The organism is Micromonospora sonneratiae, assembly GCF_042679305.1.
In the GTDB taxonomy this organism is placed as follows: domain Bacteria; phylum Actinomycetota; class Actinomycetes; order Mycobacteriales; family Micromonosporaceae; genus Micromonospora_H; species Micromonospora_H sonneratiae.
In genome coordinates, this window is record NZ_JBHTMP010000002.1 from 189,313 (window position 1) to 203,924 (window position 14,612).

Here is a 14,612-nt window from a genome sequence, read left to right on the forward strand (position 1 = left end):
TGCCGGGAGCAACCGTCAGGCCGACTCGCCCTGTAGCGGGAAGCTGGCGATGCCCCGCCAGAAGAGCGCGGACATTAGCGACTCTGCCTCGGACTTCGGCACCTGCCGACCGCTGGCCAGCCAGAACTGCGCTGCGGTCTCGGCAGCGCCGACCAGGCCGGAGGCCAGGAGTTCGGCATTGAACCGGCTCACGCCGGTGTCGGCCATGATGGTGTCGGTGATGGCCGCGATGCAGCCCTGCTCGACCCGTTCGACCCGCTCACGGACGGCCGGCTCGTTGCGCAGATCCGACTCGAACACCAGCCGGAACGCCTCGCTCTTGTGGTCGACGAAGTCGAAATAGGCCTGTACCGCGCCGTTGACCCGTTCCTTGTTGTCGCTCGTACCTTCCATCGCGTCATGGACCTTTGCGACTATTGCGTCGCAATGCGTGTCCAGTAGTGCCAGGTAGAGCTCCAATTTACCGGGAAAGTGCTGGTAGAGAACCGGCTTGGAGACCCCGGCCCGCTCGGCGATGTCATCCATCGCAGCGGCGTGGTAACCCTGCGCGACGAACACCTCCTGTGCCGCAGCCAGCAGCTGCTTGCGCCGTGCCGAGCGGGGCAGGCGAGTGGGTCTACCGGCCGTTTGTGCACCGCTGCCCGCAGCTGTCATGGGCACCTCCGAGTTCAGTTACGCGAACCTACCGCTATTGGGCGCGATCGGTGTTGATCAACCGATCGTCGAAATAGCCCACCGCTGTAACTTATCGCCACTGTCACCACACGGTAGCCTCAGCGGGGGCGACCAAGGAGCGCACGGTGGACGAAACAGGGCAACCCGGGGTTGCCGGATCCGGTGAGAACGGTAACGTTGCAGATCCGCAGGGTGATTCGCCCCGGATGTCCGGTGGATGGGCGCCTGCTGGTGCAGCATGGTCCGAACCGGCCCCCACTGACGATCCCGGGCCGGAGCCGGCTTGGTCGCAGCGCCGCCAGTCGGGAGAGCCGGGGGCGGTGCCGAACTGGGCGGAACGGTCGGCCCGCTATCCCCACCTGCGCTCGGTTCCGTTCCCGGCTGGTTCCTCGACGGGCCAGCAACAGTCGACGGCCAACGGACACAAGGCGACCAACGGCTTCGGCCACGGTGAGCAGTCTGCCGATGGGTCACAGACGGCCGGGCGGGAACCGGACGGCGACCTGCCCGAGTCGGGCGGAGCGGCCCGGGAGCAGGACAGCGGCAGCGTCCGGGAGCCGGTCAACGGTACGGTCCGGGAGCCGGTCGGGGTTGTCCGGGAGCCGGTCAACGGTACGGTCCGGGAGCCGGTCAACGGCAGCGTCCGGGAGCCGGTCACCGTGTCTCCTCAGCCGTACGAGGATGCCGCACCGATGCCCACCCGCGAGCGGCTGGCGGTGCCGGTCCAGCGGCCGGTACCGGTCGCCGAACGGTCCAGTCAGCCGGCAGTCCCCTCCGACATGGAGGCGGTGGACCCGACCGAGGCGGCCCGGCACGCGTTCGACGATCCGGGACCGGGCAGTCCCCCCGGCGACTCCCCGACCCACTGGCGTGATCGGTCATTGTCCGCTCCCGCATCCGGTCCGCCGGCCGGCCCGGGAGCCGCGACGAGCTACGGACCGCCCCCAGGCCCGGCTTCCTCCGGCTATGACCGGTCCTCCTACGACAAGTCACCCGGATACGACGTGCCACCGGGCTTCCAGCCCGCACCGGGTCCGGATCACCCACCCTGGCGAGGGGGGGTCCCCGATCCGGGCGCCGTTGGCCAACAGCCCGAATGGGGCCCGGAGCTACCGGGCGGGGGTGAGCGCGGCCAGGAACGGGCCTTTCCGTCGAGGTCGGAACCGGCTGAGCGGGAACCCTGGGGAGGCGGCTACCCGGATCCCGACATCCCGCCGATCAGCGGGGACGATCCCTCCCCCTGGGCGGCGGGTTCACCCACGTCATGGTCACCCGATCCCGCACCACCCGCCCGTCGTGCCCGCAACGAATGGGCAGCCAGCCGGTACGAACCTCCGCAACCGGCCTACCCCCGCCCGGTCGAGGGCGGCGACTATCCGCCAGCGGGGACCGGGGTCCAGCCGCCGTCAGGCGGAACAGGGGCCTATCCGCGAGTTGCTGACCGCGGCCAGCCATCCGGCCCGGGCGCTACCCCGCCCGCGGAACAGCCGTCCTACCGGAGGCGGTATCCCGAGTATCCGGCCCAGCCGGTCGAGGCACCCCCGGTGAACCAGCTACCCCCGACGAACCAGGTACCTCCGACCGGTCAGGTGCACCCGGCGGGCCAGGCGCCACCGACCGGCCCGGCCGATCCACTGCTGGACGCACTGCCACAACGCGTCCCCGCCGAGCCGGATGTGCCGACCATGCCGGAGTTGCCGGCCCCAGAGCCCTCGGCGGAGACGCCCGAGTTGGCCCGGATCGCGACCCATTTGCGACGCGAGGACGAACAGTCGCCGTTGGAGCGGCCGGAGGGATTCGACGTCGCCGCGATCCTCGACGCGGTTCGCGACGTCTCCGGCGTACGGGGTGCCTCGTTGCGGACCACCCCGGCTGGAGCGCACAGTCTGCGCCTGGACCTTGCCGATGGTGCCGATCCGGCCGAGGTGAGCCGACAGGTGGCCCGGTTGCTCCAGGAACGGATGGGGCTCGCGGCAGCACCGCAGAATCTGCCCGGGGGGCCGCCCGCGTCGGCTGAGCCGCCCGGTCCGCCGCCGTCGTACCGCAGCGAGCCGACGTCGTACCGATCCGCACCGACTGAACCCTCCGGCATTCGGCGGGCGTCCGGTCCCGGTTTCCGGCCGGCCGAAGCCGCGCCGCACGTGCCGCGTCGGCGTCGTCAGACGGCCGGGCACCAGGGACGGGCCACCGTGGCGGAGCCGTCGGTCGGCCCGGACGGTCCACCATCGGCACACTCGCCGTCCGTTGCGCAGGCGGGCGCCAATCCGTCCGCCGCCGGGCCGGTCACCGCCGGTACGTCGTCGTACTCGGGTGGACAGGTCACCACCACCGAGACGGCTCCCTCCCGGCCGTTGAACCCGGACGGCCCTCCGGGACCCCGGGTCATCATCGACCACGTGCAGGTGAGCACCTTCGGGCTGGACGCCACAGTGGAGGTTCGACTGGCTGCTGGCGACCGGCGGGCCAACGGGCTGGCCACCGGGCCGGCGGTCGACGGGTACATGCTGCGACTCTGTGCCACCGCCGCAGCCGCCGCCATCGACGAACTGCTCCAATCGTCGCGAAAGGTCACCGAGCGCGGCCGGTGCTTTGTGGAACATGCGGCACTTGTCCCATTTGGGAACTGCGAGGTGGCGACCGTCGTGGTCCTGCTCGTCTGCGACGGGTGGGTCGAGCAACTAGCGGGCTCCGCACTGGTCTCCGGCGATCCACGTCAGGCAGTCGTACGGGCGACGCTCGCTGCGGTGAACCGGAGGCTGGAGGCCCTGCTGGCCTGACCGTGAGCTGACCCGGACGGGGTGGTGGTAAACAACACGGGCTGAACCCGCAACCCGAGCGCATGCGCGGAGTGTTTACCTGACGATGCAGAACTCATTACGCAACCGTTTCCGCCCCCAGCCCCGCTCCGAGCGTCGGTACGTCGTCAGACTGCGCAGTGGGCTGCTGGCCATGCTCCTGCTGGTCCTGGTCGGTGGTGCTGCGTTGGTGGTGACGGGAGACACCCTGCGGTCCCCGGCCGAACCGACGAACCACGAGGCCTGGCTACCGGCCAACAATGCGCCCGCGCCGGATCCCGTCCTCCCGGCCACCTCGACCCCGGTCCCCACCCCGACGGTCTCGTCGACCCCTGAGCCGCCGCTGTACCAGCTGCCCGGTCCGGTGCCCGCATCGGGAAAGGGCAGTTTCGACTACGCCCGGACCGGCGGTGCGGTGCTGGGCCGGGCCGGCAGGCTGCTGCGCTACCGCGTCGCGGTGGAACACGGCTCGGGCGAGAACCTGGCGGAGTTCACCGAGGCGGTGGACCGTGCACTGGGCGATCCGGGCAGTTGGATCGGTAGTGGCCAGCTCAGGCTGCAACGGGTGCCGGATGGTGCGAAGTACGACTTCACCGTCTACCTGGCCACGGCGGGTACCGCCGGCCGGATGTGTCTGGCCGGATCGGTCGACATCCGGGTCAACGGCAAGCCGTACACCTCCTGCCGGGCACCGGGCAAGGCGATCCTCAACCTGGACCGGTGGCGCAGGTCGGTGCCGCACTTCGTCGATGCCGGGATCCCGCTCGACGTGTACCGGCTGTACGTGGTGAACCACGAGGTCGGTCACGAACTCGGCCACCGGCACGAGCGGTGCCCCGGTACCGGAAGGACCGCGCCGGTGATGATGCAGCAGACCCTCTTCCTCAAGGGGTGCGCGGCGAATCCGTGGCCGTACGTGAAGGGGAAGCGGTACGCCGGGCCGCCACTGTGATCAGCGGCAATATCCGACAATAATCGGATATTCGGCGCGGCGTTACCGGGGACCGGTCCGTCTGCCGTGGCAATCTGAACCGGCCATGGTGACGCAACCGAACCGTCCCGCCGACGACCGTCCCCGGTCGTGGCCGCCGGCCGTGCCGGACGGACTGCCGGATCGGCTGCCGGAGGGGCTACCGGACCGGCTGCCCGACGGTCCGGAACCGTCGCCCGCCGTCCCGCAAGCCGCGCCGCCCGATGGACCGGAAGCGGCGCCACCGGTTACCCCGGAGGCGTCGCCGGGAGTGCCGGCCCGGCCGGTCATGTCCGGACCGACCCCGGCCGGGACCCGTCGGATGCTGCGCCGTCGTCGCCGGGCCGCCGCCCTCGGCGTGTTCCTGGTTTCGGCCGTACTGGTCGGAATGGACCTCGCGCAGAGCGAGTCCACCACCGGGCCCCCGGTGGCCGGAAACGGGGCCACCGGCGGGCCCGGAGCACAGCCCGGCCCGGTGACACCGTTGGCCTTTCCCGGGATCAGCCCGTTCGCCGGGGCCGAGTCGTCGGCCCCGGCGACCACCGTCCCCGGCCCGACCGGGGCAACGCCCGATGCGGAACCGCTCACGACCACCCCGTTACCGGACTATCCGGAAACCGGTCCGGGTACCTTCCGGCACGCAACCGGCCAGGGGCGGTTGCTCGGCAGCGCCGGGGTCCTGCGTCGCTACCGGGTGGCGGTCGAGGACGGGACCGGCCAGCGGGCGAACGCGTTCGCGACAGCCATTGCCGGGATCCTGGGCGACGACCGGAGTTGGGTCGCCTCCTCCCGGCTACGGCTACGGCGCGTACCCGCCTCGGCCAGCGCCGAGTTCACCATCTACCTGGCCACCCCGGCCACCGCCGAGCGGATGTGCGGGTCCACCGGGCAACCCACCGAACGGTTCACCTCGTGTCGGACACCGGGAAAAGTGATCATCAACCTCGCCCGGTGGCTGACCGCCGTGCCCGGGTACGGCGCCGGGCTGGAGGTCTACCAGGCGTATGTCATCAATCACGAGATCGGCCACCAGTTGGGGGAGGGACATCAGGGCTGCCCGGCCGAGGGCCGGCTGGCACCGGTGATGATGCAGCAGGCGTACGGGTTGGCCGGCTGCCGGGCGAACGCCTGGCCGTACCCCGACGGCCGGCGACGGTACGTCGGGCCCGCCGTCGACTAGCAGTACGGGCCACCGGGGGCGGTCAGCGGGACGTCACTCATCCGTCGCGCTTTATTCCCGATCCCGGATGTCGGGCAGGTGTCTCACGTCATGGTCAATGGCGGGCCGGGCGAGCGACAATGGCGCGACGTACCAACCGTCATGTGCTCAGCCACTGGGCTGAGCGAGGACCGCAACCGGGGAGTCCACCGTGTCGCTGCCCCCACTCGTCGAGCCCGCTGCCGAGCTGACCATTGACGAGATCCGCCGCTACTCGCGGCACCTGATCATCCCCGATGTCGGGGTCGAGGGCCAGAAACGGCTGAAGAACGCCCGGGTGCTCTGTGTGGGCGCAGGTGGCCTCGGCTCTCCGGCGCTGCTGTACCTGGCGGCGGCCGGTGTCGGCACCCTCGGCATCATCGACTTCGACACCGTCGACGAATCCAACCTCCAACGGCAGGTCATCCACGGTCAGTCGGACATCGGGCGGCCGAAGGCCGAGTCTGCGGCGGCGTCCGTACGGGAGATCAACCCGCTGGTCAACGTGGTGATCCACAACACCATCCTGGACCGGGACAACGTCCGCGAGATTTTCGCCCAGTACGACCTGATCGTCGACGGGACCGACAACTTCGCCACCCGGTACATGGTCAACGACGCGGCGGTGCTGCTCGGCAAGCCGTACGTCTGGGGGTCGATCTACCGGTTCGACGGCCAGGCGTCGGTCTTCTGGGCCGAGCACGGCCCCTGCTACCGCTGCCTCTACCCGGAGCCCCCGCCGCCCGGCATGGTGCCGTCCTGCGCCGAGGGCGGCGTGCTCGGTGTGCTCTGCGCGTCCATCGGCTCGATCCAGGTCACCGAGGCGATCAAGCTGCTGACCGGCATCGGTGAGCCGCTGGTCGGCCGGCTGACCGTCTACGACGCCCTGGAGATGTCGTACCGGAAGATCAAGGTCCGGAAGGACCCGGCCTGTGCGCTGTGCGGGGAGAACCCGACCGTCACCGACCTGCTCGAGGACTACGAGGACTTCTGCGGCGCGGTGTCGCCCGAGGCCGAGGCGGCCGTCGTCGAGTCGACGATCACCGCGCTGGAGCTGAAGGAGTGGCAGGACACCGGCAAGGACCACTTCCTGGTGGACGTGCGGGAACCGGCCGAGTACGAGATCGTCCGTATTCCGGGCGCGACCCTGATCCCGAAGGGGGAGATCCTCTCCGGGGAGGCGCTGGCCAAGCTGCCGCAGGACCGGCAGATCGTGTTGCACTGCAAGTCGGGCGTACGGTCGGCTGAGGCACTCGCCGCGCTCAAGGCGGCCGGGTTCAAGGACGCCGTCCACGTCCAGGGTGGGGTGCTCTCCTGGGTCAAGAGCATCGACCCGTCACTGCCCGCGTACTGATGTAGGGAACGGGCCCCTTCCTGTCGCTCTTTGCGCGGGAAGGGGCCCGTTCTGCCGCGTGACGTGCCAGCCACGACGCCCTTGGGCGGCGGTAGCCCCGGCCCGGTTGGCGGATGAGCGTCAGGACGCCAACCCGGCGGTCACCAGCAGGCGTAGCCAGGTGTCCTCGTACTGCCCCCGGCACCGGCCCTTGCGCACCCGGCGCTCCCGTACCGCCGGCCCCAGGATCGTTTCGACCAACTCCGGGTATCCGGCACCGAGCACGAACTCGTCGAAGAACGTGACGATGTCGGGGGCCAGGACGTGGACGTCGACCTCCTCGTCCGGATGCTCGTAGAGAAAGACGTAGTCGTCCGGATCGATGTAGTAGACGTCGGCATCCTCAAGGTCGAGGTTGATTCCCGCGCCGCTCCTGATCTCGCCACGCAGCCGCTCCGGCACGCTGTACAACTCGGAGCCGATGGACAGGGCCGGACCCAGCGGGTCGTTCGCATCGTCCGGCCGGGCCCGGAAGACCGCCGCGCTGCGCATCTCCGACGGCGGCTCGAACCGGAAGTTGCTGCCCTCGATCCTGCCGACGATCCGGAACACCTCGAAGGCGGCTTCGGGGACGCCGGGAAACTGCTCCAGGGGAGTCCCGTCCACGAGGATGTTGCCGAATCCGTGCTCGGTCTCCAGCCCCTTGAGCCGCTCGAAGGTGGCCCGGATTTGGTCGAGTCGGCCCAACCGCTGCCGGCCGTCAGTTGCCTCGGCCGTCGGATCGGCCGTCGGATCGGTCGGGGCCGAAGGTCGGTCGGTGTGGTTCATGCAAGGGCCCTGTCCACCAACGCTCAGCCGGTCAGCGGTCAGGTACGGATGTGCCCGTCGCCGGTCACCACGTACTTGGTCGAGGTCAGTTCCGGCAGGCCCATCGGCCCCCGGGCGTGCAGCTTCTGCGTCGAGATGCCGATCTCCGCGCCGAACCCGAACTCGCCACCGTCGGTGAACCGGGTCGAGGCGTTGACCATCACCGCCGCCGCGTCGACCCGGGCCACGAACTCCCGGGCAGCCGTCGTCGAGTCGGTCACGATCGCCTCGGTGTGCCCGGATCCGTACCGCCGGATGTGCCCGACCGCGTCGGAGAGCGAGTCGACCACGGCGGCCGAGATGTCCGCGGACAGGTATTCGGTCCCGAAGTCCTCGTCGGTGGCGGGTACGACCGCGTCGGAGAACGCCCGCACCCGCTCGTCACCGTGCACGGTCACCCCGGCGGCGGCGAACGCCGCCAGCATGGTCGGCAGGAACGCGTCGGCGATGTCGGCGTGCACCAGCAGCGACTCCGCCGTGTTGCAGGTCGACAGCCGCTGGGTCTTGGCGTTCAGGGTGATGGCGACCGCCTTCTGAAGGTCGGCTGCGGCGTCCACGTACACGTGGCAGTTGCCCACCCCGGTCTCGATCACCGGCACGGTCGACTCCTCGACCACCGTCCTGATCAGCGATGCGCCGCCGCGTGGGATCAGCACGTCGACCAGCCCCCGGGCCCGCATCAGCTCCTTGACCGAGTCCCGGGAACTGGCGTCCAGCAGTTGCACCGCGTCAGCCGGCAGCCCGGCTCCGGCCACCGCGTCCCGCAGCACCGCCACCAGCGCCGCGTTGGACCGGGCCGCCGACGACGAGCCACGAAGCAGCGCCGCGTTGCCCGACTTCAGGCAGATGCCGGCCGCGTCCACGGTCACGTTCGGCCGCGCCTCGTAGATGATCCCGACCACCCCGAACGGAACCCGGACCTGCCGCAGCTCCAGACCGTTGGGCAGCGTGGTGCCGCGTACCACCTCGCCGACCGGGTCGGGTAGCGCCGCCATCTGCCGTAGCGCGTCGGCGATGCCGGCGACCCGCTCGGTGCTCAGCGCCAGCCGGTCCAGGACCGCCGTCGACAGGCCAGCCTCGCGCCCGGCCGCCAGGTCCGCCTCGTTGGCGGTCAGGATCTCCGGGGTACGGGCGACCAGCGCGTCGGCCATCGCCTGTAGCGCGCCGTCCTTTGCCGTACGGGTCACCGTGGCGAGCACGCTGGCCGCCTCGCGGGCGCGTCGTGCCTGTTCGTTGACGCTCATCGTGCTCTCCTACTCCGGGTTGTCAGGAAGGGACTTCCCTATACAAAGCCGATCGGAAGGGGCCCTTCCCTACAGCAGTACGAGATCGTCGCGGTGGACGACCTCCCGTTCGTACGCCGGGCCGAGGGCCGCAGCCAGTTCACCGGTCGACCGGCCGAGCAGGCTCGGCAGTTCCACCGCGTCGTAGTTGACCAGTCCCCGGGCCACCGGCGCGCCGGTGACGTCCACCAGGTCGACCGGGTCACCGGCGGTGAAGGCGCCGTCCACGGCGGTGATCCCGGCGGGCAGCAGCGACTTGCGTCGGCCGACCACGGCCTGCACCGCCCCCGGATCGAGGTGCAGCCGGCCCCGGGGCGAGGTGGCGTGTGCCAGCCAGAAGAGCCGGGCCGCCGGCCGCTGTCGTACGCGGTGGAAGAAGGTGCCCACCGGCTGCCCGGAGAGGGCCTCGGCGGCCAGCGGCGCGGCGGTCAGCACCACCGGGATGCCGAATCCGGTGGCGATCCGGGCCGCCTCGACCTTGGTGACCATGCCGCCGGTGCCGACCCCGGCCTTGCCGGCCCGGCCGATCGCGACCCCGGCCAGGTCGGTGGCGTCGCGAACCTCCTCGATCCGGGTGCTGCCCGGCTGGGACGGGTCGCCGGTGTAGAGCGCGTCCACGTCGGAGAGGAGGACCAGCAGGTCGGCGTGGACCAGGGCGGCGACCAGCGCGGCGAGCCGGTCGTTGTCGCCGAACCGGATCTCGTCGGTGGCGACCGTGTCGTTCTCGTTGACGATCGGTACGGCCCGCAGGTCGAGCAGTTTGCGCAGGGTGCGGTACGCGTTGCGGTAGTGCGCCCGTCGGGTGACGTCGTCGACGGTGAGCAGCACCTGCCCGACGGTCAGCCCCTGTCGGGCGAAGCTGGCGGCGTAGTGGCCGATCAGCAGCCCCTGCCCGACGCTGGCGGCGGCCTGTTGGGTGGCCAGGTCCCGTGGTCGTCGGCGTAGGCCGAGTGGGGCCAGTCCCGCCGCGATCGCCCCGGAGGACACCAGCACGACCTCTCGCCCGTCGTTGGCCAGACCGCCGAGCACACCGGTCAGCGCATCCACCCGTCCGGTGTCCAGGCCCCCTTCCGCTGTGGTCAGGGACGAGGAGCCGACCTTGACTACGATCCGCCGGGCGGCCGTGACTGTTTCCCGCACGCGCCTATTCTGCGCGTCCGCAGTTGATCCGGAACGGGCGGTTCCCACATCGTGGCAGCTAGCGCCCACCCCCCTCGCCCTGATCACGGGGATCTTCGGGGGATTCCGCGCAGGTGAAACGCGGATAACATTCAGCTTCATGTCAGCGTCGTCGCCGGGTCCGGCCGGCACCATGCAGCCCGAGGAGGGCTCCACACCGTCGGTGGCGGCGCTACCGTCCGGGCGGGCGAACGAGGTGCTGCCCCGTCGGGTGCACATCGGTTACGCGTCCGGTTCACTGGTCACCGGGGCCTTCGGCACCGTACCCGGGCTGTTGCTGCTGCCGTACCTGACGGACACACTGGGCGTCGCGGCCGGTGTCGCCGCCCTGCTGGTGCTCGGGCCGAAGGCGTGGGACGTGCTGGTCAACCCGGTCGCGGGCCGGATCTCCGATCGCACGAGGACCCGCTGGGGTGCCCGCCGGCCGTACCTGCTCGGTGCCGGGGTCGCGTTGGCGGTGTCGTTCGCCGCGATCTTCGCCGCCCCCTTCGGCGTGGGCCCGGGCGCGGCGGCGTACGTCGCGATCGCCTTCCTGGCCACCGCGACCGCCTTCGCCTTCTTCCAGGTGCCGTACGTGGCGATGCCGGCCGAACTCACCAGCGGCTACCAGGAACGCACCCGGCTGATGACCTGGCGCATCGCCGTACTCGCCCTGGCCATCCTGGTCTCCGGTGCAGTGGCACCGGCCGTGGTCAACGCCGGCGGTGGCGGGATTCCCGGTTACCGCTGGATGGGTCTGTTCGTGGCCGGGCTGATCGTGCTGGGCGCGCTGGGCTCGTTCGTCGGCACCCGGATCCGGCGGTCGACGTCGACATCGACCGACGAAGGCCAGCCTGCTGTGGTGGCGGCCAGCGGAGTGAGCTTCCGGGCGCAGCTCGCCGTCGCCGTACGCAACCGACCGTTCCGCGTGCTGCTGGTCTGCTTCGTGATCCAGTCGGCCGGAATCGCCACCATCCTGGCCGGCGTCAACTACTTCGCCGAGCACGTCATGCGGGCCGCCGAGGCGGGACCGACCATCCTGTTCGCCTGCTTCGTCGGCCCGGCCCTGCTGGTGATGCCGGTCTGGACCCGGGTCGGTGCCCGGCTCGGCAAGCTCCGCGCGTTCCAGTGGGCGTCACTGATCTTCGCGGTGGGCGCACTCGCGCTGGTCACCGCGCCGGCACTACCGTCGCTTGCGGTCTATCTGCTGGTCGCCGCCATCGGCTGTGGCTACGCCGGCCAGCAGGTGTTCGCGCTGGCCATGCTGCCGGACTGCATCGCGTACGACGCCGCGCGTACCGGCCGGCAGCAGGCCGGGGTGTTCACCGGCCTGTGGACGGCGGGGGAGACCTTCGGCCTGGCCCTCGGGCCGGGGATCTACGGGCTCGTCCTACAGATCTCCGGGTACGCCTCGTCAGCCACCGGTACGGCGGCGGCCCAGTCCGACTCGGCCCGGCTGGGCGTACTGCTCGGCTTCACTGTGCTGCCCGCCGTCCTGGTCGGGCTCGCCCTGCTGCTGCTCCGTGGCTACGACCTGACCGCCGAACGGCTGGCCGAGGCGGAGCGGGCCGGCACTGACCGGCGGGCGGGGCAGGTACGGTGACCGCCATGGTCGAGGCGTTGCCCGCTCGGGGCGTACCAGCTGAACAGGTTCTCGCCGAGGTGCGCGGACTACGCACCGCGGACCGGCCGACCCATGGCGGGCGGCTCTTCGCCTACGTGTACGACCCGGCGGTGCCCGGCCTGGACGAGTTGGCCGGATCGGCGTACGCGTTGTCGGCGCACGTCAACGGGCTCGACCCGACCGCCTTCCCGTCCCTGTTGGCGATGGAGAACGCGCTGGTCGGCGCGGCGGCCAGGGTGCTCGGCGGTGGTCCGGACACGGCCGCGCCCGACGTGGTCGGCAGCGTCACCAGCGGCGGTACGGAGTCGCTGATCCTGGCGGTCAAGGCAGCCCGGGACGCCCGGCCGGAGGTGTCCCGGCCCCGGCTGGTGATCCCGGCGACCGCGCACGCCGCGTTCGCGAAGGCGGGCCACTACCTCGGGGTGGCGCTCGATCTCGTGCCGGTGTCGGCGGAGACGTTGCGGCCCGAGGTAGCGGACGTCGCTGCGGCGATCGGGCCGGACACGGTCCTGGTGGCCTGCTCCGCGCCGTCGTACGCCCATGGCGTGGTGGATCCGGTGGCGGAGATCGCGGCGGTCGCCGAGGCGGCCGGGGTCCGCTGCCATGTGGATGCCTGCTTCGGCGGCTGGACGTTGCCCTACCTGCGTCGACTCGGGGTCGACGTGCCGTCGTTCGACTTCGCCGTGCCCGGGGTGACGTCGATCTCGGTCGACCTGCACAAGTACGCCTACGCTCCGAAGGGCGTGTCGGTGCTGCTGCACCGGGACGCCGGGCTGCGCCGGTCCCAGTACTTCGCCTTCGCCGACTGGCCCGGCTACACGATGATCAATCCGGGGATCGCCTCCACCCGCTCGGGTGGTCCGATCGCCGCAGCCTTCGCGACGTTGCGGCACATCGGCGACGACGGCTATCTGCGGCTGGCCGACCGGACCCTGGAGGCGGTACGCGGCCTCGCCGACGCCGTACGCGCGGTGCCGGGGCTGCGGCTGATGGCCGAACCGGAGTCGACCGTCGTCTGCTTCACCAGTACCGATCGGGAACTCGACCTTTTCGTCCTGGCCGATGAGTTGACGGTCCGGGGCTGGCACACCCAGCCCCAGATGGCGTACGGCGATCTGCCGGCCAGCATCCACCTGACGGTGACCGCGTCGGTGGCACCCCGGGTGGCGGAGTTCGGGCCGGACCTGGTCGCGGCGGCAGCGGATGCCCGCAAGCTCGGCCCGGTCCGGCTGCCGGACGAGTTGCGGGCGCTGGCCGCCACGCTCACCCCGGACGCGCTGACCCCCGAACTGGTCGCCGGACTGGCCGGCGGGATCGGTCTCGGTGCCGCCGACGGGCCCACGCCCGAGCGGATGGCGACGGTGAACACGCTGCTGGATGCGGCTGCGCCCGCGTTGCGGGAACGGCTGCTGGTCGAGTTCTTCGGTCTGTTGCAGCGGCCGATCTGGGCCTGACCGCAGGATGGATGCCGGGAGGCGGCACCGGTGACACCGGAGGAGTACGTCGAAGAGGTACTGGCGTTGGTCGAGGCGATCCCGCCGGGGCGGGTGATGTCGTACGGCGCGGTCGCCGACCATCTGTCGGAGCGGTCCGGGCGAACCTCGTCGCGACTGGTCGGCTCGATCATGGCCCGGTACGGGAGCGGGGTGCCCTGGTACCGGGTGGTCAACTCCGCTGGCCGGCTGCCACCGGGTCATGAACTTGAGGCCCGGGCCTGCCTGATGGCCGAGGGCATGGTGTTCCGAGGGGATCGGGTGGAGATGTCCCGCTACGCCTGGTATCCCGGCGTGGCCGGACAGCAGTAGTTCCCTGGGCCGGGTGGCCGGACGAGCGGCAGCTCAACCGTGGGTGCGGCCGGCTGGGCGGCAGCCCCGGCCCGCAAATCCATCGATGATTCTTTCCGCCTGGGTATTTACTGTTAACAATCTTTACCATACGTTAAGGGCAACTTGCCGATACAAGTCGAGTAAGGAGCCCCACCATGCGAAGACCAATCGTCTTCTCGATCCTGACGGTCGCCGCCGTCCTCACCGGTGCGTTGGTCGTCGCCGCCCCCGCACAGGCACACGGCTACGTGTCGTCACCGCCCAGCCGGCAGGCCCTGTGTGCCCAGGGGCGGGTGACCAACTGTGGACAGATCCAGTACGAGCCGCAGAGCGTCGAAGGTCCGAAGGGCCTACGGAGCTGCAGCGGCGGGAACAGCCGGTTCTCCGTACTGGACAACGAAAGCAAGGGCTGGCCAGCCACCTCGGTGGGTAGTTCGGTGACGTTCAACTGGGTGCTGACCGCCCGGCACGCCACCAGCACCTGGGAGTACTACATCGGCGGAAGCCGGATCGCCTACTTCAACGACGGCGGCCGGCAGCCCGGTGCCACCGTCTCGCACCCGGTGAGCCTGGCCGGCTTCTCCGGTCGCCAGAAGGTCCTGGCCATCTGGAACATCGCCGACACCGCCAACGCCTTCTACGCCTGCGTAGACGTGCAGATCGGTGGCGGACCGAACCCGACCCCGACCCCGACGGTCGACCCGACCTCGAACCCGACCACCCCGCCGCCGACCGGTGGCACCTGGGCCGCCGGTACGGCGTACCAGACCGGGAGCGAGGTCACCTACGGCGGTACGACCTACCGCTGCCTGCAGCCGCACACCGCCATTCCGGGCTGGGAGCCGCCGTACGTCCCAGCGCTCTGGCAACGGGTCTGAGCATC

Annotated in this window: 12 protein-coding genes; 8 read left to right on the forward strand and 4 right to left on the reverse strand. The window is 70.8% G+C overall.

From position 1 onward, the window contains the following. Nucleotides 1–15 precede the first annotated feature (15 nt). Nucleotides 16–654 (reverse strand): TetR/AcrR family transcriptional regulator, encoded by a 639-nt coding sequence (locus ACFQ4H_RS02755; protein WP_377566546.1) that lies wholly within the window; start codon nt 652–654, stop codon nt 16–18. A 341-nt stretch (nt 655–995) separates the two neighbouring features. Here ACFQ4H_RS02755 and ACFQ4H_RS02760 point away from each other — a divergent pair, with 341 nt between their 5' ends. The 4 genes from ACFQ4H_RS02760 (at nt 996) to moeZ (ending at nt 6,992) form a co-directional block, all read left to right on the forward strand. Next, complete coding sequence (locus tag ACFQ4H_RS02760; RefSeq protein ID WP_377566548.1) at nt 996–3,452, forward strand: hypothetical protein; 2,457 nt, start codon at nt 996–998, stop codon at nt 3,450–3,452. Between the two features lie 85 nt (nt 3,453–3,537). Beyond that, nucleotides 3,538–4,422: a DUF3152 domain-containing protein gene (locus ACFQ4H_RS02765; protein WP_377566550.1), complete on the forward strand. Its 885-nt coding sequence runs from the start codon at nt 3,538–3,540 to the stop codon at nt 4,420–4,422. Nucleotides 4,423–4,507: 85 nt separating this feature from the next. Continuing rightward, a complete protein-coding gene (locus ACFQ4H_RS02770; RefSeq protein ID WP_377566552.1) occupies nt 4,508–5,620 on the forward strand; it encodes a DUF3152 domain-containing protein in 1,113 nt (370 codons plus the stop codon). Nucleotides 5,621–5,810: 190 nt separating this feature from the next. Continuing rightward, nucleotides 5,811–6,992: an adenylyltransferase/sulfurtransferase MoeZ gene (gene moeZ / locus ACFQ4H_RS02775; RefSeq protein ID WP_377566554.1), complete on the forward strand. Its 1,182-nt coding sequence runs from the start codon at nt 5,811–5,813 to the stop codon at nt 6,990–6,992. Nucleotides 6,993–7,112: 120 nt separating this feature from the next. Here the strand turns inward: moeZ and ACFQ4H_RS02780 are convergent, their stop codons facing one another. The 3 genes from ACFQ4H_RS02780 to proB all read right to left on the reverse strand — a co-directional run bounded on the left by ACFQ4H_RS02780 (nt 7,113) and on the right by proB (nt 10,261). Then, nucleotides 7,113–7,799, reverse strand: a complete 687-nt coding sequence (locus tag ACFQ4H_RS02780) for a hypothetical protein (protein WP_377566556.1) — start codon at nt 7,797–7,799, stop codon at nt 7,113–7,115. Between the two features lie 38 nt (nt 7,800–7,837). Continuing rightward, a complete protein-coding gene (locus ACFQ4H_RS02785; protein ID WP_377566558.1) occupies nt 7,838–9,082 on the reverse strand; it encodes a glutamate-5-semialdehyde dehydrogenase in 1,245 nt (414 codons plus the stop codon). A gap of 69 nt (nt 9,083–9,151) precedes the next feature. Continuing rightward, nucleotides 9,152–10,261 carry a glutamate 5-kinase gene (gene proB, locus ACFQ4H_RS02790; protein ID WP_377566560.1) on the reverse strand — a complete coding sequence of 370 codons (1,110 nt, stop codon included), beginning with the start codon at nt 10,259–10,261 and terminating at the stop codon, nt 9,152–9,154. Between the two features lie 139 nt (nt 10,262–10,400). Between proB and ACFQ4H_RS02795 the strand changes: the two genes are divergently transcribed. The 4 genes from ACFQ4H_RS02795 to ACFQ4H_RS02810 all read left to right on the forward strand — a co-directional run bounded on the left by ACFQ4H_RS02795 (nt 10,401) and on the right by ACFQ4H_RS02810 (nt 14,607). After that, nucleotides 10,401–11,882 carry an MFS transporter gene (locus ACFQ4H_RS02795; protein ID WP_377566563.1) on the forward strand — a complete coding sequence of 494 codons (1,482 nt, stop codon included), beginning with the start codon at nt 10,401–10,403 and terminating at the stop codon, nt 11,880–11,882. 5 nt (nt 11,883–11,887) lie between these two features. Further along, nucleotides 11,888–13,357, forward strand: a complete 1,470-nt coding sequence (locus tag ACFQ4H_RS02800; protein WP_377566672.1) for a pyridoxal phosphate-dependent decarboxylase family protein — start codon at nt 11,888–11,890, stop codon at nt 13,355–13,357. A 30-nt stretch (nt 13,358–13,387) separates the two neighbouring features. Further along, on the forward strand, nt 13,388–13,708 hold the full coding sequence (locus ACFQ4H_RS02805; RefSeq protein ID WP_377566565.1) for an MGMT family protein: 321 nt from the start codon (nt 13,388–13,390) through the stop codon (nt 13,706–13,708). A gap of 176 nt (nt 13,709–13,884) precedes the next feature. After that, the gene (locus ACFQ4H_RS02810) at nt 13,885–14,607 is read left to right on the forward strand and encodes a lytic polysaccharide monooxygenase (RefSeq protein ID WP_377566567.1); all 723 of its coding nucleotides are present in this window, start codon (nt 13,885–13,887) and stop codon (nt 14,605–14,607) included. Nucleotides 14,608–14,612 lie beyond the last annotated feature (5 nt).